Below are 21631 nucleotides of genomic sequence, written 5' to 3'. Positions count from 1 at the left end.
TTGGATCAAGACGATATAGGGGTTAAACCATCATGCCACTCGGTTTGGGAAATATTTTCAACGGGCTTTTTAAACAGTACGGTCACACGGTGATTTTGTTGCTGCGCGTCATCGACGTCGCCATGTTGTTTGCTGCCGCTTGGGTGACTCACTATTTTTGGTTGCGCGAGTACGTTGTCGATCAGGATTACCGGATCGTCATCGCGCTGGGCATCCTGGGTGCCATCATCTTCTTCGAAATCGGCCAGGTCTATCGGCCTTGGCGTAACGATGCGATGCGCGGCGAAATTGCCCGTATCGTCAGAGCTTGGATTTCAGCGTTGGTGGCGGTGGTGTCCATCGTCGCCTTAATCAGATTGCATTTTTGGTTTGGTTCCAGTTATCGCTGGATTGCCTCCTGGGGTGTGCTGGGTTTGGCTTTTGTGTTGGTAGCGCGCGGGGTGTTGTCGCAAGTGCTGCGTTTCTTACGGGCTCGCGGTTGGTCACAGGGCCGCATTGTGATGGTGGGTTTGAATCAAATGGCGGTAGCGGTAGCGCGGCAGTTGAATCATTCGTCCTGGGCCGGGCTGCAAGTGGTCGGTTATGTAGACGATAGAGGCGATGATAGAAATTCGATCAACGATTTTGCACTGCCGCGTCTCGGTAAACTGGAAGACCTGCCGGGCATCATCTCAGCTCAAGCGATTGATGAAGTATGGGTGGCTTATCAGGGTGAATCCTTGACTGAGCGCGCCCAATACCAACTCCGCCATTTGCCGGTCAGCATTCGGTTAGTGATCGACTGTTTTGCCTTCAAACAAAGCAAATTTCTGAGCTTGAACACTGTGGCTGGTATTCCGACCCTGGATTTCTCAGTATCGCCGTTGCATGGCATCAATCGTTATATCAAAGAAATCGAAGATCGACTTTTGGCTTTGATTTTGTTGCTGCTGATTAGCCCGCTGATGTTGGTTTTAGCGGTGGGTGTGAAGCTGAGTTCGCGCGGCCCGGTGTTTTATCGTCAGGAGCGGGTGGGTTGGAATAACCGCTCATTTACGATGTTGAAATTTCGCTCGATGCCGGTGGATGCCGAAGCCAAAACCGGCGCGGTCTGGGCCAAGCCCGGCGAAAATCGCGCCACCCCGTTCGGCGCTTTCCTGCGCAAAATCAGCCTGGACGAACTGCCGCAATTGATCAATGTGTTGCGTGGCGATATGTCGCTGGTCGGTCCACGCCCCGAGCGTCCGGATTTCGTCGAAGTGTTCAAGGACCAAGTCCCCAACTACATGAAAAAACACATGGTCAAGGCCGGCATCACCGGTTGGGCGCAAGTCAACGGCTGGCGCGGCGACACCGACCTCAACCGCCGCATCGAACACGATTTGTATTACATCCAGCATTGGTCGCTGTGGTTTGATCTGGAGATCGCCTTCCGCACCGTGCTGACCGGTTTTATCAATAAAAACGCCTATTAAGGACACGCTTACATGTTTAGATTGATTCCCATCATGCTGATCTTAACCTTGCCCGGTTGTTTCCTGGCGCCGGGCATGGATATGAACACCGATAATGGTTTGACCGAAATCGAGATGCCGATGAAAAAAGACGGGCAATTGGTCAAGGAGAAAGTCCGCATCGTGCCGATTACCGCCGATTTGATTATCGAACGGGAGGCTAACCGTCGCCAGGCTATTAACAATTTGCCGCCGGTGGACCCCAACAAAACCAGCTATCGCATTGGCCCGCAAGATAGATTACAAATCACCGTCTGGGAACATCCGGAACTGAACGATCCCGGCGGCGAGAAAATCATGCCGGAGCTGGCCGGTAAAGTGGTGGATGAGAACGGCGACTTGTATTACCCCTACGTCGGCAGTATCCACGTGGCCGGTAAAACCGTCAGCGAAGCCCGCGCGGATTTGACGCGCGAGCTGTCCAAATATTTCAAAAAGGTCAAACTCGACATTCGCGTGCTGTCCTTCCAGGCGCACCGAGTCGCGGTGGTCGGTGAAGTCGTGCGTCCCGGCGTGCAAACCATGAACGAAACGCCATTGACGGTCGCTGAAGCGATCACCCGCGCCGGCGGCTCGACCAAAGATTCTGATTTTGCCAATGTGGCGTTGGCCCGCGACGGCAAACTCTACAAACTGGATGTGCAATCGATGTACGAAAAAGGCCTGACCACCCAGAACCTGCTGTTGAAAGACGGCGATGTGTTGAATGTCGGCGATCAAAAAGACAGCAAGGTCTTTGTGATGGGCGAGGCCAATCGCCAGCAAGCCATCCAAATCAACAAAGGCCGGATGAGTTTGTCGCAAGCCTTGGCCGAAGCGTCCGGAGTTGATTTCAATACCTCGCGGCCCGGCGACATCTATGTGATTCGTGCCGGTGACATGCAGCCGGAAATATTCCAACTCGATGCCGAATCGCCCGATGCGATGATTCTGGCCGATCAGTTTCCGCTGCAAGCTCACGACACGCTGTTCATCGGTACCGCCGGGGTCACGCAATGGTCTAGGGTGCTGAACCAAATTTTACCCGGCTCATTTACCGCAATCATGTCGCAAGCCGCGATGATGGGGATGTAAGCAATGATTTATTCACAAAACGAAGCCACGCCGGTATTGCAACCGTTGCATCCGTCGCGGATGGTCGAATCCAGTGTCAGCATTCGCGATTACGTCGATCTGCTGATCGAAGGCCGCAAAACCATTTTCATCGCGCTGTGCTCGGTGTTGCTGATTACCAGCGTTTATTTGGTTTTGGCGCCGCGTACTTACAAGGCCGATGCCTTGTTGCGCATCGATAAAAACAAGGCATTGCTGTCCGCGACGCTACGCAGCGAAAACAACCAAGCGCCGGCGGAAGCGGAAAGTCCGCGCGCGCAACGGGAAGTGGAGATTTTGCGCTCGCGTTCGGTGCTGGGCAAAGTCGTGGATAACCTGAATTTGACCATCGAAACCGAGCCGTACTTTTTTCCGTTGATCGGCGAAACGCTGGCGCGCCGGCACGATGCGCACGACGGCATATCAGATGCCTGGTGGGGCTTTAGCCGTTGGGCTTGGGGCGGCGAGAAATTGAAAATCGCCGCCTTTAGCGTACCCGACCGTTATCTGGAAAAAGAATTTACGTTGATCGCGTTGGAAGACGGGCGTTTTCAACTGCTCGACCCGCGCGGCGACGAATTGTTGGCCGGTCAGGTGGGCGAAGTGTTGACTGCCGAGATTGGCGAGAAAACCCCGGTGACGATTAAAGTCGAAACCCTGGAAGCGCATCCGGGTACGCATTTTGAATTAACCCGCCGCACCGCGCTGTCGGCCATCGAAACCCTGCAAAAAGCCTTTGCGGTCAAAGAAGTGTCGAAGGACACCGATATTCTGAGCGTGGAATTGAAAGGCCGCGATCCGGAACAATTGGCCAAGTCGGTGAATGACATCGCCGCTATTTACGTGAATGCCACGGTGAATTGGGAATCGGCGGAAGCCTCGCAAAAACTGGGTTTCCTGGAAAGCCAGTTGCCTATCGTCAAGGAACGGCTGGAAAAAGCCGAGCAAGGTTTGAGCGCCTATCGCCAGCAACACGGCGCGGTGGATATTTCCGCCGAAGCCGAGATTCTGTTGAAACAGGCGTCCGATATGGAAACCCTGGGGATTCAGCTCAAGCAAAAATACGACGAACAAAGCCAGCGTTTGGAAGCCGAGCATCCGGACATGATCTCCACCAATGCCCAGATCAAGCGCGTGAATAACAAATTGGCGGCGCTGGAAAAACGCATCAAGGATTTACCGAAAACCCAGCAAAACATGGTGAGTTTGTCGCGCGACGTGCAGGTTAATACCGAGCTGTATACCTCGCTGTTGAACAGCGCCCAGGAACAACGCATCGCTGCCGCCGGCTCCTTGGGTAATTCGCGCATCGTCGACTTCGCGGTCACGCCGGAAAAACCTTACTGGCCTAAGCCTGGTTTGTTGTTGGCGATAGCCAGCTTGCTGGGTTTGAGCTTGGGCTCGGCCTTGATTTTCCTGAGACATTCCTTGCAACGCCATGACAACTATCCGGCCTTGCTGGAATATCAAGTGGGCTTACCCTTGTTTGCCGCGATTCCGCACAGCAAAAAGCAGCATAAATTAGGACGCTTGCTGGGCAAGGATAAAGACAACGGTATTCTGGTCTCTCAGGATCCGTTGGATATTTCCGTCGAGTCGCTGCGCGGTCTGCGCACGACGCTGGAAGCCACTCTAGCGCAGCACGAAAGCAAGGTGATCATGGTCAGCAGTCCCGCTCCAGGCATGGGCAAGTCTTTTGTTAGCTCTAACTTGGCCGCTTTGCTGGCCAGCATCAAGAAACGGGTGCTGGTGATCGACGCCGACATGCGCAACGGCCGCTTGCACGATACCTTTTCGATCGGCAAGCAACCGGGTTTGTCCGATTTATTGTCAGGCCGCGCTACGCTGGGCGAAGTGATCGTCAGCTTGCCGGATGTGGGTATCGATTTGATCCCGCGCGGTAATATGGTGCTGAATCCGGCGGAATTGTTGGTGCTGGGCGAATTGTCGGAAACCCTGGAACAACTGAAAAGCTTTTACAACCACATCGTCATTGATTCGCCACCAATTCTGGGCGCCACCGACGCGGCGATTCTGGGTAAGCATGCCGATGCTACTTTCCTGGTGGTGAAAGAAGGTCGCTATACCGCGCAGGAATTGGAGGTCAGCGCCCGCCGCTTCCAGCAAGTGGGTATCAAGCCTAACGGTTTCATCATCAACGATATGAAGGAAGGCTCGTCTTACTATCCGTATTACGGCTACGCCTACCAACGTGCCGATCAGGAGCCGAAGGACGAGTCCAGCTGGAGCGATAAGTATCAGGCAGTGGGCGATTGGTTGGGTAAGCAGTTGGATAGGGAGCTGTTGCCGGTTCCCGCCGAAACCGACGAGCGAGTTTAACCAGCAACGATGAGAGTCCGCCTGGAAAAAGATCTGCCCGTATTGTTGATTGCGTTGGTCGGCGCGTCAACGGTGGCCTCGCTGCCGCAAGTCGAATCGGCTTGGGCCGGTATCAAGGAAGTCTACGGCGAACAGGAAATGGGTTTGCGGATTCTGCGCGAGGCTTTGTTGGGTGTGCTAATCGTTTACGCCTGGCTGGAACCGCGTTTGCGCAACGGGATTTTCACCAGCTCGGTGTTGGCGTTTCTGGGGGTGATTTGTAGCTATGTCCTGTTTGAAGTGGGCTACGCCCTTTATCTGGATTTGCCGCTGGTCGTGCCGCTGACCGGCTTGCGGGTGTTCGAATATCTGCCGGTAGCTTTGATCGGTTTCGTCACCAGTCGTTTGGGTGCCGGCGATTACGTGCTTTACAAGTTCGCCAACTATTTGCGCTATTACCTGGTGTTGCAAACCGGTTTGGCTCTAGCCCAGGCTTTGTGGGCGCCGCCGCTGTTTGGTGTATCGATGTTGGGTGGCGGTCGGCCGTTCGGCACCTTCGTCAGTCCTAATTTATTCGGGGCGACGATGGCGACTTGCGCGCTGGTGTTTGCCTTGGTGCCGGGCATGCGCCGTTGGTTAGCGCTGAGCGTATTTTTAGCGTTGTTGAGCGGCTCGCGTACGGCGTTTATCAGTTCCTTGCTGGTGGTGTTTTTTCAAGTTTATGCCGCACTGCGACCACGTGATCGCTGGGCTTTAGTGATGCCCGCGCCGATTTTGGCAGTGGGTGCGTTGATTTTGGCTTCCAGCCCCTTATTGAGCGGCCGCGACGATGCCGATCCCACGCAAGATGGCCGGATTGACTTATGGCAACGGGTGTTTGCCAATCATGTACACGATCCGATGGATGTGCTGTTTGGTTGGGGCTTGGGTTTGAGTTCCAACACCGTCAATCTGCTGTTCGGTGCCGAGTATTTTCCAGGTCAGTTCGATTCCGACAGCCTGTATTTATTCTTGTTGAACGGCTACGGTGTGATTGGCTTGCTGGCTTATCTGACATTTTTATGGATCACGACACGGACGTCTATCCACCCAAACAAAGGCTTGGTGGCGATGTTCATCTTCGCCGCCGGCCTGACTTTTAATATGTGGGAGTATTTTCCGCAGAACGCCTTGTTAATGATGCTGTGGGGCATGGTGCTGGGCTGCACGGCTAAAGCCGGGGCAATGGTTCAGCCCATGCCGGCCAGAACCGATTACTCACCGCGTTTACCTTAGGCAGTCTGTGATGTTCGGTACATTGAAACAGAGCAAATTATTTGGCGATGCCTTTTGGGCCTTGTTCGGCCAGGCGGCCTCGGCCTTAGCCTTACTAGTGGGTACGCGCTTATTAACCGAACTGGTTAGCCCGGCGGTTTACGGCCAAGTGGCCTTATTGAACGGCTTTGTCGCGCTGGGTGTGGCGGTGTTTTCCTATCCGTTTATCTGCGCCGGCATGCGTATCGTGCCGGAATGCGAAACCGCCGGCCAGCGCACTGGTCTGCATGCTGCCGTCGCCCGCTTGACGCTGCAAGCCACCCTGTTGGCCATTGGCTTACTGGTGCTGGGCGGTTTTGCCTACGGCTATTTTGCCGATGCCAGTAACGTGTTGTTTTTGCTGACCGGCGTGTTGTTGGCCATTACGGTACAACGCGAACTGGGCATACAGTTGGCGATAGGTGAGCGCAAACAGCGCCTGGCTAGTCTTTGGCAAACCAGCGACAGCGTGCTCAGGCCCGCTTTGGCGATAGCGCTGGTCTGGTGGTGGGGCGGCAATCCGGAATGGGTGTTGCTGGGGTACATCCTGGCCAGTTTGCTATCCAATCTGGTTTGGATCGTTTTGAAGCGCCGCAATGCCGTTAGGATGCCAGCGACCGACAGCCGCTCTTTTCGCCGCGAGGTTTGGGTCTATGCCTTGCCCCTGATTCCGATGGAATTGATTTTCTGGATCAACGGTCTGGGCGATCGTTATGTGATCGGTTATTTGCTGACTGCTGCCGACGTAGGCTTGTATGCCGCAACGTACATGATCGTCAACGAGGCCTTTAACCGTAGCGCGATGGTGCTGCTCCGTACCTTTCAGCCCGCTTATTTTCAAGCTTTTTCCGCACAGCAATTGCAAAAGGCCTTTTCGATTTTATGGGTCTGGATAACCAGTGTCGCAGCCTTGGGCGCGCTCGGCCTGTTGCTGTTACTGCTAACTAAGGATTGGGTGGCTTCTTTGGTGTTGGCGAAATCCTATCACGCTGCGGTGGATTTAATGCCGGCGATGGCCCTGGGCTGTGCTTTGCATGCCTTGGGTACGGCGCTGGCGCAACCGCTGCTGGCGCACAAACATACCAAAACCTTGTTGAAAGGACGCTTGTGCGGCGCGGTAGCCGCGGCGATTACTATTCCCGTGCTGGTCAGCCAATACGGTTTGCCCGGCGCGGCCTGGGCCAATCCGGTTTATTTCGGCATCGAAGCTGTGGTATTGGCAATCTTGGCAAAGCCTTGGCAAGCCGACCGCCGCGCCAAGTCCGGAACGATTCAAACATTGAGACAACAACCGCTCGCGGCGGATGCTTAAAAGTGACAACGGTGAACACGATGACATACGCAACAATGACAACAGAAATCTATGGCGAAGTGCTGCGCGCCTGCGTAGCTTGCGGCGCGGAAAAAATCGGTTTTTGGCGGGAAAAAGATTATCTGTATACCGATAGCGCCAGCAGAAAAGCCTTCCGGATTTACCGCTGCGCCTGTTGTGGTACCGGATTTTTGAATCAACCGCCGCATCGGCAATGGTTGCAAGCCATCTATCAATACTCCGGGCAGGCGTTGACGCAAGCGATTACGCTGGACGAAGTGATGGGCCGCGAGGCGGCGTTTCCTAACTGCATCGTGGATGCCAAGCGCATGGCGCTGCAAGCCGACCAGTTGAACAAATCCGGCAATCACCGGGCTTTGGACATTGGTTCCGGGTTTGGCTTTTATACCCGCGCCCTGCGCTTGTTGGGTTATCGCACCGTCAGCATCAATCCCGGCCAGTATGAAAACCGGGTGTTCCAGGACTTAAACGGCGACGAACCCTTGCCCATCATGTTCGAGCAGTATCAGCCCGAGCAGGTATTTGGAGTCGTGGTGATGTCGCAAGTGTTGGAACACATACTCGAACCGGACCGCACTATTTCTAAAGTGGCCGATCTGCTGGAGAGCGGCGGCGTGCTGGCCTGTGCGGTGCCTAACTATGCGTCGTTTTTGGTCAAACTGCTGGGTACCAAGGAGAACGCCTGCTTGTGGGTGCCGGAACACGTCAATTACTTTACCGAAAAAGGTCTGAAAAGTTTGTTGGAGCGTCACGGCTTGCGGGTGGTTAAAACCGAGCAAGTCACCCGGATTCAGTACAACGCGCTATCCAGGCGCTTGGGCCTGACCGGCAGCCTGGCCAAGCTGGCCGACACCTTGGTGAAGTATGCGCAGATACCGTTTGCGGCGTTAATGGATACCTTGGGTTTGGGCATTTACCTGAACGTGTACGCGGTGAAGCAATAAGCCATGTTGACCGTCGTTATTCTGACCCAAAACGAGGAAGCCAATCTGCCGCGCTGTTTGGCCGGTATCCCCGAACGCTACCCCATCGCGATTGTCGACTCCGGCAGTACCGATAACACGCTAACAATTGCCCAAGAGCGGGGCTGTGCGATTCATCGTAATCCCTGGCCGGGTTTTGCAGAGCAACGCAATTTCGCGATTCGTCAATGCGGCATAGACACGCCGTGGATTTTGTTCGTCGATGCCGACGAAATTTATCCGCAGGCCTTTTACGACTGGTTTGAGGCCAAATTGTCCGAAACTCACATTATCGACGTGTTGATGGTGCCTTCGGTGTTGTATCTGCGTGGCAAACGCTTGAACCATGCGCCCGGTTATCCCATTTATCACCCCCGACTGGTGCGCCGCGAGACTACCCGGTTTGTACGCAACCACACCGGGCATGGCGAAGCGGTGTTGGATAGCTGCCGGATAGGCTATTCCGATATTCCTTACGAGCATTATTTTTACCACGGCGAAATTATCGAGTGGATGCACAAGCACGTCGGTAAGGCTGCGCAGGAAGTGCAATTGCAACCCACCGCCGGCGCGGTGATGACCACGCGCGGCCGCTTGAGCGTATTGCTGGGACGCTCCTGGCTGCGAATACTGGCGCGGTTTTGTTATCACTACCTGCTGCGTGGCGGTTTTTTGGACGGTGCGGCAGGGTTGGAGTTTGCGCTGATGTTTACTTGGTACGAAGCCACGATTTATTTGCAAGCAAAAGCCGGTAACTGGGCAAGGAGTGCGGTATGAAAATTTCGTTGGTGTTGGCAACTTTGGGCAGGGACGCGGAAGTCTTGGACTTTTTGAAATCGCTGCTGTTTCAGACCTATAAAAACTTCGAGCTGATTGTTATCGATCAAAATCGCGACGGCAAGATTGACGCCATTTTGGACTCTTACCGAGCGTTGATGGACATCAAGCATGTCAAAGTGCAATTCACCGGCAACGCCCGGGCCAGGGATTACGGTATCGGTTTGGCGCAAGGCCGCATCGTCGCCTTTCCCGACGACGATTGTGCCTATGACCAGGATGTGTTGGAAAAAGTGGTCGCGGAATTTAAGCAGCGCGCAGATATGGCCATTCTGGTGGCCGGTTCCTACGACTTTTCCGCGACCCGGTTCAGCATCGGCGTGAATAGCCACAAAGCCGGCTATTTCAATCGCTTTCGGATGATGGGCGTGGAGTTTACTCAGTTTTTTGATCTGCAACGGGTCGATAGGCAGCAGTTTCATCTGGATCACGATTTTGGCATCGGTTCCAAATATTCGGGGGCGGAAGGTTTTGAGCTGCTGTACCGCTTGCTGCGCGCCGGCGGCAATGCGTTTTACACGCCCGAGATCAAGATTTTTCACGCCAACAAGGACCATTACACACTTGGTACGGCCAGGATGTTGATGTATTCCACCGGCATCGGCGCGTATATCCGCAAGTTTACCAATCAGCACGATGCGTTCATTTGGTATTACATCGTGCGCAAGATGATGGTCGCGCCGGTGTTGAAAATGGCCTTGGCGCTGCTCACCTTCAATCCGCAAAAACTGGCGTATTCGTTTTACAACTTGGTCGGGATCTGGCGTGGGTTTTTGACCTACGGCAAATCGGAAAAATGTATTTAAAGACTGTTTCGGGAGAAATGAAATGGATGTAGGTATTGTCACGACCCATGTGCCTCCGGCCAAAGGCTATGGTGGGGTATCGGTGACCAGTGGCGTGTTGACCAAGGCCTGGGTGGAGCGCGGCCACAACATGGCGCTGGTCGCCGCCGACGAGTCGATAGACGGTCGCTTGCGCGCCGAGGATGTCAAGCTGGGCAAGCAAGTCGATGTCAGGCTGTACCGGTGTTACGGCTTTCGACGCTGGGGCTTTGGTTTGGGCGCCGTTGCAAAGATTTTCAAGCTCTGTTGGCAGGCACCCCGGATCTATATCCACGGCATTGCTACGTGGCCTTCCACGCTGGCGGCAATGTTTTGCGTATTGCTGCGCCGGCCGTTTATGGTGGCGGTACACGGCGGCTTGATGCCGGAACATGTGGCGCTGATTCGTCGGCAAAAGCCGCATAAATGGTTGTTTTACAAGTGGTTGACTTTTCCGACCCTGCGCCGGGCCATTGCGGTGCATTGCACCAGTGATACCGAAGCGGCGGGCGTCACCGACGTGTTGGGGCCGGACGCCAAGGTTTTATTGGTGCCGAACGGCATCGACAGTCGCGAGTTTCAAGTCGCCGGCTATCCGCAAGGCGAGGGCACCCAATTGTGTTTTCTGGGGCACGTGCAGCAAGAAAAAGGCATCAATGCGTTTATCCGGGCCTGGTTAAAAACGCGCCGGCCAAATGACCGTTTGGTGGTCGCCGGCCGCAGTGTCGATGGGGCTTATTTTGAAGAATTTCAGGCTTTGCTGGCGAAGGCTGGCGGTGCTATCAGTTATAAAGGCTATTTGCCGGTTGCCGAAGTGAAGCAGTTGTTGGCCGACAGTCATTTCCTGGTGTTGCCGTCCGGTCTGGAGGAAACCGGCGGTATGCGCGAAAATTTTGGCAATGTGGTTGCGGAGGCCATGGCAGCCGGCCGGCCGGTGTTGGTCGCGAAAGGTTTGGCTTGGGATCACTTGGCAATCTATGGCGCAGGTTTGGTGTTCGAGCGCAATGAGGCTTCGGTTTGTGCGGTGCTACGGCAAACGCAAGTGGTGACTCAAGCGACTTGGCAAGACATGGCGCTGCGTAGCCGCGAATATGTCGAACAGCAGCTGGACCCGGTTAAATTAGGCGATAAAGTCTGGAAAGTGATGACAAAAGCCGATCACGTTAAATTGCCGCAGTCCTTAATAGAAGGTTCGTCTTATGAATAAAAAAGTGGGTCTGATCGTGCCGACTCTGAATGCCGGCGAACTTTGGGAATCGTGGTTACAAGCCTTTGCCGCACAAACCGTGAAGCCGGATTATTTGCTGCTGATAGATTCCTCATCCGCCGACCATACGGTGGCTTTGGCTCGCGACGCGGGTTTTGAGGTGCAAGTGATAGCCAAGTCCGAGTTTAATCATGGCGGCACCCGGCAATTTGGCGTGAACCGGCTGGCGGATGCCGATATTCTGGTGTTTTTGACTCAGGATGCCTTGCTGGCGGCCCCCGATGCCATCGAAAACTTACTGGCAGCGTTTACAGACGACAGTGTCGGCGCAGCTTACGGCCGGCAATTGCCCCATTGCAACGCCGCGCCAATCGGCGCGCATGCCCGTTTATTCAATTATCCGCCGCAAAGTCAGTTGCGCAGTTTGCAAGATAAGGCGCAATTCGGCATCAAGACGGCGTTTATTTCCAATTCGTTTGCCGCGTACCGGCGCAGCGCGTTGATGGGCGTTGGCGGGTTTCCGTTGAATACCATCATGAACGAAGATACTTTTGTGGTCGGCAAGATGTTGCTAAACGGCTGGAAGGTGGCTTATTGCGGCGATGCCGCTGTGTTTCATTCCCACGATTACGGATTTGCCGACGAATTTAAGCGCTATTTCGATATTGGCGTTTTTCACGCCCATACGCCTTGGTTGCAGCAGACCTTTGGCGGTGCTTCCGGCGAAGGCCGGCGTTTTGTCGTGTCGGAGTTGAAGTATCTATTGAAAAATGCGCCCTGGCTGCTGCCTTCGGCGTGTTTGCGCACCGGTCTGAAATGGCTGGGCTATAAAATGGGCGGGGGGATGCACGCTAGAATGCCGCAGAGCTTGAACAGACGCTTTAGTTTGCATAAAGCTTATTGGGCGGGCGCTATTTCTGAAAATAGCCTTAACGGCAGATCGTAAATCGATGATTTCCTCATGACGACTAAGCCAGTATTTCCGCGGAATAACGGCAAAACTGGTTCTAAAATTAATCCAATCTTCATCTTATCCTAATCTAAATTACAGTTTTTCTTCATCTTGACTCTGTAGATTCCTAACCAACATTGTGTTTTTCCGGTCAGAACCGGTTTTTTTTGTTAATTGTACGTAGGCGTCGCGCCGGTATGGTTCAGCAAAAATTCGGAAAAAAATACAAGGTTGGATGTGCAAAAGGCCGATAGGGTCTTTCACCGATAGAGCGGGGATAACAGCAACAGTTGTTATCAATTCTTTGAGTTTGAAGAGTAGTGCCCGGATGTTTAGGGAATTTGATTAATTACGTTATGGAGTTTCATCTTGATTTCTGAAAAGCATTCATTTGATAGTTGTTTTGAGGTTTTTTTAGCTGACACGCCTGAAAGCAAACGCATTCATTACAACCTCAGATACCAAGTTTATTGCGACGAAATGGGGTATGAGGACAAAGAAAATTTTCCGGAACAAATGGAGTTTGACGAATGGGACCGCCATTCCGTGCATTTCATGGTTCGGCACCGATACACCGGGCAGTGGCTGGGCGCGTTACGCTTGGTTTATCAGAACCAAGCCGTTTTCCCTTTCGAAGCCAAGTGCGTTCCCGATCAGCCTATAACCGATCAGCAATACCAACAATCCATAGAAATATCCCGCCTCTGCGTATTGAGAGAAGCCAGACGCTTTGCCCCGAGGGCTTTCCCGCAACAGGAGCAAGACGCTGAGCAAGTTGCCAAGGACAGCGGTAACATTCGTTATCTGCATACCATTAAAAATCAGACTCGCAGCATAATGTGGGGTTTGTATCGGGCGGCGGTTGTCTACTCGGCGCGGAACGATATTAAACAGTGGTACATATTGGTAACGCCGTCTTTGGCTTACGCGGTTAAGAAAGAGGGGTTTGAAATGCAACAGGTAGGCGGCGCCTGCGACCATCGCGGTCAGCGTATTCCTTATGCATTGGATGTTGAGCATATTCTTGCCAATCCTTTGTGGCAAAAAGACTATCAGTTGGATTACCGCAAATATTCAGAACTGTTAGAGCAATCGGTGGCTAAGCGGCAAAGAGCTTAAAGTATCTGCGCGCGATCATGCCCAGTTTCAGATACTAAGGAGCGGTTTGCAGGGCAACTTTATCGCATCCAAAAAAAGCCCGGTTTGCGCTGGCGATCTATTAAATCTGGGCGGTGCGGCTGCCGGATTGGAGTAAGCCGCTAGTGTCGGTACTGATGCCAGACCATAGCGTGAAAACAGCCCTAAGTCATGCGGCAGACGCAGTGCGGGCGTGTCGGCATTGTTTAAACCCCCGCGCAGCTCATTCCCGAAAACTTCCTTCTTCTGAAAACCATTACGTCGCGGCTCGTCGTTAAGCCTTTACGCTCTCAGGTCCTAACGCCAGACCGAGCAGGCTTGAGCTGTTTAATTAGCGCCAGCCCAAAAGAACCACGCGCCTCAAACCGAAAGCTTGATGCCTCAGGGCAAGCCGTACCGGGAATCTCCATAACATACAGCCCGCACGTAAACAATCCATTTTGAATTTGCCGAGGCTGCCGGCCACCCGTTGCAGACGGTGTGCAGCCGTTTTTGGGTGGGCGTTTTTCTGTCCTATTCCAGCAGCTTACGGTAAAGTTGCAGAGTCAAACTGATATACTGGCTTTCGCCTGTCTCAGCTTAGCTATCTGCTGTTCCGGGTCGGAAGCCTACGTCATTATTATAAAAACTATATTAGCCAGGATTATTTATGGAAGCTTATTTGCCCATGATTCAAAGCATACTGTCGGATTGGTATCGATTTACGCTGGAAAACCAGGAATATGCCGGCGCTTTAGCGCTTGCCGTGTGGTTGCTGACGGCGATGTTTTACAGCATCAGGATTTATTTTTTAAAAAAAACCAATGCCATCAATTTAAAAGCGCGCCTTGCCTTACAAGCTGATTTGGAGGCGGCGCAACAGCAACAGCAAGCCTTGCAAGAGCAATTGACTGCCAATACCGAGCAGTTGGAAGCTGCCAAAGCCGTTGCTGATAACGAAACGCAACGTGCAGCCGGTCTGGAAGAAAAACTGGTACAGGCAAATCGGCAGGTGATCGACAGCGTCAAAACCTTGGCCACCAGTTTCGAATTGACCGAGCCGGCCTTACCGGCCGCCAACGATCTGCAATCGACTGATCTGTGGTCACGATATTTCGCGCTCACCGCGCAAATTACCGAGCGCTTTAAAGCCGAACAACAAGGCAAAACCGAGCTGCAACTGGCGCTGTGGGCGGAAACTTCCAAAGTTGCTGAAAAAGATGCGCTATTGGGGCCGCTCCAATTACGTTTGGAATCGCAAACCGAACAGTTGAATAAACTGGAATTGGCGGTGGAAGAGCAAAAAATTCTGCGCGAGCGCGAACAAGCCAGCGCGGAAAAACTACTGGCGGAGGCCCAAGCCAAACATCAAGCCGAACTGGCGCGTTACGCCGACTCGGCCAAACATTCGGCGACACCAGCCCCTGCTTACTCGCAGCCGGTATCTCAACCGGAGCCAAAAGTTGTTATCAACGAAGCGCCCGCAGTTATCCAGCCTGCCCCGGCTGTTGTTGCTGAACCTGTCGTGGTTCAGGCACCTGTCGAGCCGCCAAAGCCGGTCGAGCGCGAAGTTGCGCCGGTTGTGGATAAGCCCAAACCAGTGGTTGCCGAGCCGGCACCGGCAAAACAGTCATCCGTCGATAAATTGGCCGAGAAAAGTGGCAGTTTCGGCAAGTTCAAGCAAATGTTGAACAACACGATGCAGCAAATGGCTAAGTTGGATCAGAAACTGGGTACACAAACAGAAGTCGCGGCCGAGGCCATCCAGGAAGAGTTGGAAGAAGTCGCCACACCTGTCGTGGAGGCGGCCGCTGAACTTAAGGAAAATGTGGTGGAAATCGCGGAAAATGCCGCAGAAGCGATCAAAGAACCGGCTGCCGGCGTTGGCGGAAAGCTGAAAGGTTTGTTCGGTAAAAAAGCGGCAGAGCCCGCCGTTGAGCCTGAACCGGTAGCGGAGCCCGAGCCGATTGCCGAAACAGTTGCCGCCGCAGTCGAACCCGCCAAACCTGCCGGGCTAAAAGGGCTGCTTAAAAAGTGGAAATGATAGTTTCCGCTGTTTAAACATCAGCCGGGCGGGCGTTGTTTGTCCGGCTGTTTAATCTGTCTGTGTATTCCAATTAAATCTGCCACCAATTCCTGTTTCTAAACAGCAGGTACTCCAATCGAAACCCACTGTGGGCGGCAACCGGCTAAAAGCAGGCGTAGGGTGTGGTTAGCTGTAGTTTTTAATGGCTTTGTTTTTGAACAGGGTATCTACGTCCATTCGCAAACTACCGAAAATCGGGATGGTTTCCCCCGTATGCCGCGCCGAGCACCGGAGCTTTTGAACGGATCAGCCCGTAGGGGCGATGCATGAATGCATCGCGTTGCCGAAGGGGCAGGAAGCCCCTTTCGGCAACCCCGTTCAAAAGCGAGGAGCGCAGGGAATAAGCGGCATTCGGGTGGCTTTTCTTTTGGTGACTTTTCTTTGGCCAAACAAAGAAAAGTTACTCGGCTGTCGGGCCGAGACCCGACATTGAAATCAGTTGTCGCGTTAGCGACACAAACACAAAAGTCCTTTAACCGCGTGGGCACAAAAACCGTGTCCACCCTACCGGGCTAGGCCTTATTCCACTCTAACAGAAAGTTAGCTTGACCAAATCAAACGATAAAAGAAGCATTGGATCGAGCACAGACGTGCTGTGCCCCTCCAGCGCCAACGAAAACCGATAGTACAAAAGCCCAACTTGCTACAAACTTAAATCTGGCTTTCTTCATAGTTACCTCCTTGGTTTGAAGTGCTATGGGTACATTGTGGTGTTCATTGTTAGTGGGAATTCCACCCAGCATTCGGACGGTCTTTTCAGTCATGTGAATACGTTGATATTCAAGGCTGATCGAACTCTCGGTCTTCTCGCTCCAATGCTTCCTTGGAAAGTTTCACGTTCAAAGTCTACTCTTTCATCCAGGCCATGTAAATTTTGGCATAGGTCCACATTCCTACCGCCAAGCTACCTGTTAAGTTGGAATTAAATGGCCGCTTTCTCCATATTTTCAGCCGTTTGGCAATGATGATTTAATGACGTCTTAGGGTCGATCAGAGACAATTCGCCTCTTTCCAAAGACCTTGTAGTGTTCAGCCGCCGCCCTATCGAATTGGGGCCCCGATACGCCATCGGAACAGATGGCGGTTTTCAATCGGGATAAGCAATCCGCCTAAACTTCCGGCACAAAAAAGAACGGGCTGCCTTCGTGGCCGGCGTGCTGCAAGGGGGCGTATTGCGGCATTTGTTCGAAACCGCCGCGCGCTGCCGACGCACGTACTTGATTGGCCACATCCCGGAAGATGTCGTAGTCTTCGATGATGCGTTTGTTGCCGCGCAGGACTTTCAAAAATGCATTGGCAAACACGGAGTGATCGCCGCCGCCCTGGTCCATAACGGGCTTAACGCCGCCGGATGTCAATACGGTGCGGGCTTTGCGGCTGTTCATGGCTTTTAACCAGCGTTCGCGCTTGGCGTCGTCCATGCCTTCCGGCAGTTTGGCTACTGCCGAGCCGGTCAATGCGCCGGAATAGCAGGAATCGGCTACCACCATAATGTGCTTGGCCGGCATGATGCTCAAAAATTCCGTGATGCTTTGGCTGGAAATCCAGTTGGCGCTATTGCCGGTTTCCGAATCGACCGGGAGCCAATAGGCGGTCTGACTTTTCTTGTCGATCTCGCCGTGGCCGGCGTAATAAACCAGCAAATTATCCTGTTCGGTGAGTTTTTGATTCAGTTCGTTAAACGCCGACATGATCGTGTGGCGATTGGCATTGATCAGCAATTTGGTTTTAAACCCGTAGCGCTCACGTAACAACAGTTCCAGGCTTTTCGCGTCGGCGATGGGTGTTTTTAGTGACGGATAAGCGCCGTACTCGTTATTGCCGATGATGATGGCGTAGAATTTGCCGAATTGAATATCGCCGGAGCGTTTCAATTCGCTGCCGTTGCTGCTCGGAAACACTGCCTCTGCCGCATTGCCGGAAGCCAGCAAGCGCAGGCTTAAATCGCTGCTTTGATTGCGTTTGTCGGTAGCGACGATGCGCACCAAGGTTTCGTCGCCTTTCAAACTCACGTCGGTTTCAAAACGGCCGTTGGCATCGACTTTTATCGCTTTGTCGTTCAACAGCAAGCGGCTCAGGCCGGTCGCCGCGTCGATTTTGCCGACGATGCGTTTGCTGCTCTCGCCCAAGCCAAATTGAATGCTGGGAATACCCCTGGTCACGGTGACGGCGGGTTCCAGTAATTCGATATTCGGACCGTTGCCCGAAGCCACCACGTTGGATGCTTGTTGTTGCAGTTTTTCTTTCAGTGCGGCAATTTCTTTGGCTTGCTGTTGCAAGGCTTGTTTGCGCAAATCTATTTGATTTCTGTCCAGTTTGTCCTGTGAGGTCAGCCAGCCGGTCAGTTCCGCCGATTGTTTTTGATAGGTTTCGATTTTTTCGTTGAGCTTGTTTTCGATGTCGTTGGTTTTGCTTTCAACGGCTTTCGCGCTGGGGCTTTGCTGGCGCGCCGCTTCCAGTTCGCGTTTCATGCGTTGCCTTTCCTGGCTGAGAGATTGTGTCAAACTACCCAATTTGGCTTGTTGGTCTTTTAATTGGCTTTCCTTTTCGCGCAACTGTTTTTCCAGCGATTCGATGTCGCTGGAGCCGCCGGGCGTGGTGGATTTTTGTTGTTGCAGTTTGTTACGCAAGGCTTCCAACTCGTCTTGAGCCTTACGCAAACTCTCTTGCTGATCCAGGGTTTGCTGGCGGGTGCTTTGCAGTTGCTCGCGAAGTTGCTCCGCTTCCCGGCGGGACTCGGCTACTTCGCTGCGCAAGGTGGCCAATTCTTCGCTATTGGCGATGGCTTGGGCATTGACGGCGGGCGCGAACTGGATGCCGGCGTCTTCCAGGCCGGCCGATTTGCGATACCAACGCAGCGCGGTTTCCTTGTCTTCGGTAACGCCCAGACCTTTTTCGTAAAGATGGCCCAAGTTCAATTGTGCTTGCGAGTTACCTTGATTGGCGGCTTTTTCGTACCACTGCGCGGCGGCTTTGTAGTCGGCTGGCGTACCCAGGCCTTTTTCGAAAATCTCGCCGACATACAGTTGGGCGGCGGCATCGCCTTCCTGGGCTTTGGGTAGCCAGATATTTAAGGCGCTGGCGTAGTTGGCGCGGTCGTAAGCGACATATTCGCCGCCGCGGACTTCACAATCGGCGGCGGTGGTGCGGATGGGGCGGCGGGCGCTGAGATAAGTCATCTGCGAGCCTAGCTTGCGTACCTGTCCGGGCAGTAGGCAATCGACGACAAACAGTTTGCTGGTGTCGGCCACGATATAGCCTTCGGTGGCTTTAGCCATTTCTTCCTGGCTGACATCGCGGGCGCAGGCGGACATTAAAATGCCGCCAATTGCCAATGCCAGCGTACGGTTCAATACTCTTTGTGTCGCCATGGTGTGCCGCCTCGAATGATTGATTTTATCCGGCAACCATAGCAGAAATCCGCTACCCCGCAAATGGCTAGGGCGGGTGGTCCAGACGTTTTAGCATCTGCGGCCAAATGGCTTGCCAGCCATGGCCGTGATCGGCATCGACGATTTGTACGTGGCTGTTTGGGCGTTGCTGCAGGGTTTGTTGGAATAATGCCGGGGGAATGTTGTTATCGCGCTGGCCCAGCAGATGCCATTCCGCGATGCCGGGTTTGCCGACGCGCTTAGCGGGGTTTAGAGAGTCATGCAAATGCTGGTAGCGGTGATGATCGGCCCAAATATCGATGTCGTAATTCCCCGCCAGCGTCACCACGGCGACTGCTTGCGGCAAACGCTCGGCTATCAGTAGTGCCAACGTGCCGCCGCCGCTGTGGCCGATCAACATCACTTCGGTGTAACCGTTTAGCGTGCAGAATTCTGTTAGTGCTTGGGTCATAGCCGCTACCACGCGCTCGCTATAGCGGGCGCCGGTCCACAAGCTTTGCGAGCAGCCGGGGTCGCTGGCGTGGCCGTTGTAGCATGGCCGTCCCAGGTATAAAGCCGGCTTCGGGTCGGAAGCCATTAATGACAGAACGGTAGCTGTGCGGGTAGTGGGGTCAGAGGCTGGAAACAGTCCACGTTCCCAAGGGCGGCCGTCACCTTCGAGATAAACATGCAGGCGTTTACCGGCTGATGGCGGCAAATGGGTAAAGGATGTTAGTTTGAATCCTGCGGCTTCCGACTCCAAGGCCTGAAAGCCGAATGCCGTGGCTTGCTCATGTAGGCGCATGGCCGGGGTACTGCAAGCTGCCAGGAAAAGCAGCAGACTCAGTTTAATCAGCAAATGTAGCCGCTTGACAGGCATCAGTTACAGGCGATTTAGAATAGACCACGCTGCATGCGGGGCATGCAGCGTGGTCAGGAGGCTTGGTCGTCCGGCAATCGACCGTTTGCCAGGTTGTTTAAAACGACAGCCGCAAGCCGCTGGAAAAGGCGTGGTTTGACACGTTTGCCCGGTCGATGATGGTATTGTAGGCTACGAAAGCGGATATGCCGTCGGCAAATTGGCCGGCCACGTTAAATCCCAGTTGCATGAAATCGCGGTCCGGATTGTCGGAGCGGATGTTAAAGCCGGCATTGTTTTGCACGAAGCGCACGACGCTGACTTGGGCGTTATAGCTGGATTCATGTACCCATTCAGCATTGACTTGCGGCACGATCACGCCCCAAGGCAGGCTCCACGCATACGAAGCCCTGGCGCCGGCTTTGGTCAGCATGGATTCTATGTTTTGTTTGCCGTAGCTGGTGCCGAAGCTGGAGCCACCTGTTTCGCGGTAGCCGTCCACTTCCGTTTTGGCGTAGTCGAAACCGATATAAGGTCCGACCACTACCTTGTCGATGTGGTAGTTATAACCCGCGCCCAAGCTGGAGGCATACTGCATGCCCGAGGTGCTGCCTTTTGCCGAGGTGTTGAAAAAGCTCATTGCCCGCTCGGATTCGTAATCGATGCCGCCGACACTGGCCAGCGCGTCGATATAGAAATCCTGAATATTCAAAGTGCTGTATAGCGAGCCGGTATAGGCTGCGGTATAAAGCTGGCCGGCGCGATTGCTGAAATCGGCTTTGTTGTGAGCGTTATTAAAGGCCACCCCCACAAAAAAATTATCGGTGAACGCATAATCCGCACCGACTGTGACACCTTGATTGTCGAAGCTGTAACCCTGTTCGTTGGCAGTGCGGTTCCGGCTACCAAAACTGCCGTCGATATTGCCGTATAGGCCCAGGCGTTGAAATATTTCCGGTAGTTCATCGCCGCTGCCGCCGCCGATTTTGGTACCGCCCAGGTTGATGCCGCCCGCATTGCCGGCGCGCAAGGTGGCGATGCGGTCCATCACGCTGCTGAAATTCGCTCGCGAAGTGGCAACCGTGGTGGCTGCAATCGTATTGATCTCTTCAGGGGTGATTTGATCGATAACATCGGCTTTGGCAGCCGCGCCCAGGCCGGCGATTCTGGCGCAGTCGCTGATAACAGCACTGCTGGTGGGCGATGCGCACAAGCTATTAATTGCCAGAGAGGTCGCGCTGGCGTTGGAGGTTGATTCGATAATTTGCGATTGGGAAATGACCGCGCCGCCGCTGCCGGCATAGCTAATCAATCTCGCACTGCCCGAGCCGGTGCCGGTGCCGGGAATGATCAGTCCCGAGTCGCCGACTATCAGTAACACATTGCCCGTGTCGCTGTTTATATTGGAACCCGCGATAGCGTCGGTTGATGCAAACGGGTAGTTTGCCAACGCGACAGTATAGCTGCCGGGGCTCAAGGGGTAGTCGTTAATCAGCGAGTTAAAATTCGGAGAAACGCCCGCCGCGCCGCAGTCTATCTGGTTGCAACCGTCGTCGTTCTGAGTGAGTACGGAGAGGCTGGTAAAATTGCCGGTGCCGCTCAGCAGGAAAATATAGGGGTCCGTTGTGGGGCCGCTGGTGGCAATATCGACCAGTGTGGTTTGTGATAGCGAGAAGGGCAGGTAGCCCACCGATCCGGCCCCGGAGCCGGTTAGATTGAATGTGCCGCTCGCGAATTCCACGCCTGCCGCGAGTGGCGACGCCAGCAGCAACGTCACTAACGAGCCTGCGGTTAGGGATTGCCGTTTGCTTAATCGCGCAACAGCGGTTTTAGAGCAGAATAGTTCAAAAAAAAACAGTGATTTCATGAGCATTTATTCCAAATAAT

15 protein-coding genes are annotated in these 21631 nt (G+C 53.7%); 12 read left to right on the top strand and 3 right to left on the bottom strand.

What is annotated here, in order from left to right; genetic code table 11:
- Positions 1-32 precede the first annotated feature (32 nt).
- The 12 genes from ACR02O_RS21070 to ACR02O_RS21015 all read left to right on the top strand — a co-directional run bounded on the left by ACR02O_RS21070 (position 33) and on the right by ACR02O_RS21015 (position 15472).
- Positions 33-1454, top strand: a complete 1422-nt coding sequence (locus tag ACR02O_RS21070; RefSeq protein ID WP_494522359.1) for an undecaprenyl-phosphate glucose phosphotransferase — start codon at positions 33-35, stop codon at positions 1452-1454.
- Between the two features lie 12 nt (positions 1455-1466).
- Positions 1467-2567, top strand: coding sequence for a polysaccharide biosynthesis/export family protein (locus ACR02O_RS21065; protein ID WP_101051772.1), 1101 nt, complete (start codon positions 1467-1469; stop codon positions 2565-2567).
- Between the two features lie 3 nt (positions 2568-2570).
- Complete coding sequence (locus ACR02O_RS21060; RefSeq protein ID WP_458138232.1) at positions 2571-4925, top strand: polysaccharide biosynthesis tyrosine autokinase; 2355 nt, start codon at positions 2571-2573, stop codon at positions 4923-4925.
- Between the two features lie 9 nt (positions 4926-4934).
- Complete coding sequence (locus ACR02O_RS21055; protein WP_458138231.1) at positions 4935-6179, top strand: O-antigen ligase family protein; 1245 nt, start codon at positions 4935-4937, stop codon at positions 6177-6179.
- Positions 6180-6189: 10 nt separating this feature from the next.
- Complete coding sequence (locus ACR02O_RS21050) at positions 6190-7509, top strand: lipopolysaccharide biosynthesis protein (protein WP_494522358.1); 1320 nt, start codon at positions 6190-6192, stop codon at positions 7507-7509.
- Between the two features lie 20 nt (positions 7510-7529).
- Positions 7530-8474, top strand: a complete 945-nt coding sequence (locus ACR02O_RS21045) for a class I SAM-dependent methyltransferase (protein ID WP_494522357.1) — start codon at positions 7530-7532, stop codon at positions 8472-8474.
- Between the two features lie 3 nt (positions 8475-8477).
- The gene (locus ACR02O_RS21040; protein WP_458138228.1) at positions 8478-9269 is read left to right on the top strand and encodes a glycosyltransferase family 2 protein; all 792 of its coding nucleotides are present in this window, start codon (positions 8478-8480) and stop codon (positions 9267-9269) included.
- Positions 9266-10135, top strand: coding sequence for a glycosyltransferase family 2 protein (locus ACR02O_RS21035; protein WP_458138227.1), 870 nt, complete (start codon positions 9266-9268; stop codon positions 10133-10135). The genes ACR02O_RS21040 and ACR02O_RS21035 overlap by 4 nt, the downstream gene beginning before the upstream one ends.
- A 22-nt stretch (positions 10136-10157) precedes the next feature.
- Positions 10158-11360 carry a glycosyltransferase family 4 protein gene (locus tag ACR02O_RS21030; protein ID WP_494522356.1) on the top strand — a complete coding sequence of 401 codons (1203 nt, stop codon included), beginning with the start codon at positions 10158-10160 and terminating at the stop codon, positions 11358-11360.
- On the top strand, positions 11353-12306 hold the full coding sequence (locus ACR02O_RS21025; protein WP_458138225.1) for a glycosyltransferase family 2 protein: 954 nt from the start codon (positions 11353-11355) through the stop codon (positions 12304-12306). Before ACR02O_RS21030 ends, ACR02O_RS21025 begins: the two co-directional genes overlap by 8 nt.
- Before the next feature lie 375 nt (positions 12307-12681).
- A complete protein-coding gene (locus ACR02O_RS21020; protein WP_458138224.1) occupies positions 12682-13431 on the top strand; it encodes a PEP-CTERM/exosortase system-associated acyltransferase in 750 nt (249 codons plus the stop codon).
- A 667-nt stretch (positions 13432-14098) separates the two neighbouring features.
- Entirely contained in the window at positions 14099-15472 is a 1374-nt protein-coding gene (locus tag ACR02O_RS21015) for a hypothetical protein (RefSeq protein WP_494522355.1), read from the top strand.
- Between the two features lie 1151 nt (positions 15473-16623).
- Here the strand turns inward: ACR02O_RS21015 and ACR02O_RS21010 are convergent.
- The 3 genes from ACR02O_RS21010 to ACR02O_RS21000 form a co-directional block, all read right to left on the bottom strand.
- Entirely contained in the window at positions 16624-18885 is a 2262-nt protein-coding gene (locus ACR02O_RS21010; RefSeq protein WP_101051765.1) for a caspase family protein, read from the bottom strand.
- Between the two features lie 67 nt (positions 18886-18952).
- Entirely contained in the window at positions 18953-19765 is an 813-nt protein-coding gene (locus ACR02O_RS21005) for an alpha/beta fold hydrolase (protein WP_494522354.1), read from the bottom strand.
- Between the two features lie 97 nt (positions 19766-19862).
- Positions 19863-21611: a DVUA0089 family protein gene (locus ACR02O_RS21000; RefSeq protein ID WP_494522353.1), complete on the bottom strand. Its 1749-nt coding sequence runs from the start codon at positions 21609-21611 to the stop codon at positions 19863-19865.
- Positions 21612-21631 lie beyond the last annotated feature (20 nt).

It is taken from the genome of Methylomonas sp. PHL2-19, from assembly GCF_059331595.1.
The sequence above is the reverse complement of the archived record's forward strand: the minus strand, read 5'-3'. Positions and strand labels throughout refer to the sequence as shown.

What these genes read in the sequence shown, in the direction of transcription:
- ACR02O_RS21015 (WP_494522355.1), top strand. Translation starts at nt 14,099, where the DNA reads ATGGAAGCTTATTTGCCCATGATTCAAAGCATACTGTCGGATTGGTAT.
- ACR02O_RS21005 (WP_494522354.1), bottom strand. Translation starts at nt 19,765, where the DNA reads ATGCCTGTCAAGCGGCTACATTTGCTGATTAAACTGAGTCTGCTGCTT.
- ACR02O_RS21000 (WP_494522353.1), bottom strand. Translation starts at nt 21,611, where the DNA reads ATGAAATCACTGTTTTTTTTTGAACTATTCTGCTCTAAAACCGCTGTT.
- ACR02O_RS21050 (WP_494522358.1), top strand. Translation starts at nt 6,190, where the DNA reads ATGTTCGGTACATTGAAACAGAGCAAATTATTTGGCGATGCCTTTTGG.
- ACR02O_RS21030 (WP_494522356.1), top strand. Translation starts at nt 10,158, where the DNA reads ATGGATGTAGGTATTGTCACGACCCATGTGCCTCCGGCCAAAGGCTAT.
- ACR02O_RS21055 (WP_458138231.1), top strand. Translation starts at nt 4,935, where the DNA reads ATGAGAGTCCGCCTGGAAAAAGATCTGCCCGTATTGTTGATTGCGTTG.
- ACR02O_RS21010 (WP_101051765.1), bottom strand. Translation starts at nt 18,885, where the DNA reads ATGGCGACACAAAGAGTATTGAACCGTACGCTGGCATTGGCAATTGGC.
- ACR02O_RS21045 (WP_494522357.1), top strand. Translation starts at nt 7,530, where the DNA reads ATGACATACGCAACAATGACAACAGAAATCTATGGCGAAGTGCTGCGC.
- ACR02O_RS21025 (WP_458138225.1), top strand. Translation starts at nt 11,353, where the DNA reads ATGAATAAAAAAGTGGGTCTGATCGTGCCGACTCTGAATGCCGGCGAA.
- ACR02O_RS21040 (WP_458138228.1), top strand. Translation starts at nt 8,478, where the DNA reads ATGTTGACCGTCGTTATTCTGACCCAAAACGAGGAAGCCAATCTGCCG.
- ACR02O_RS21070 (WP_494522359.1), top strand. Translation starts at nt 33, where the DNA reads ATGCCACTCGGTTTGGGAAATATTTTCAACGGGCTTTTTAAACAGTAC.
- ACR02O_RS21065 (WP_101051772.1), top strand. Translation starts at nt 1,467, where the DNA reads ATGTTTAGATTGATTCCCATCATGCTGATCTTAACCTTGCCCGGTTGT.
- ACR02O_RS21060 (WP_458138232.1), top strand. Translation starts at nt 2,571, where the DNA reads ATGATTTATTCACAAAACGAAGCCACGCCGGTATTGCAACCGTTGCAT.
- ACR02O_RS21035 (WP_458138227.1), top strand. Translation starts at nt 9,266, where the DNA reads ATGAAAATTTCGTTGGTGTTGGCAACTTTGGGCAGGGACGCGGAAGTC.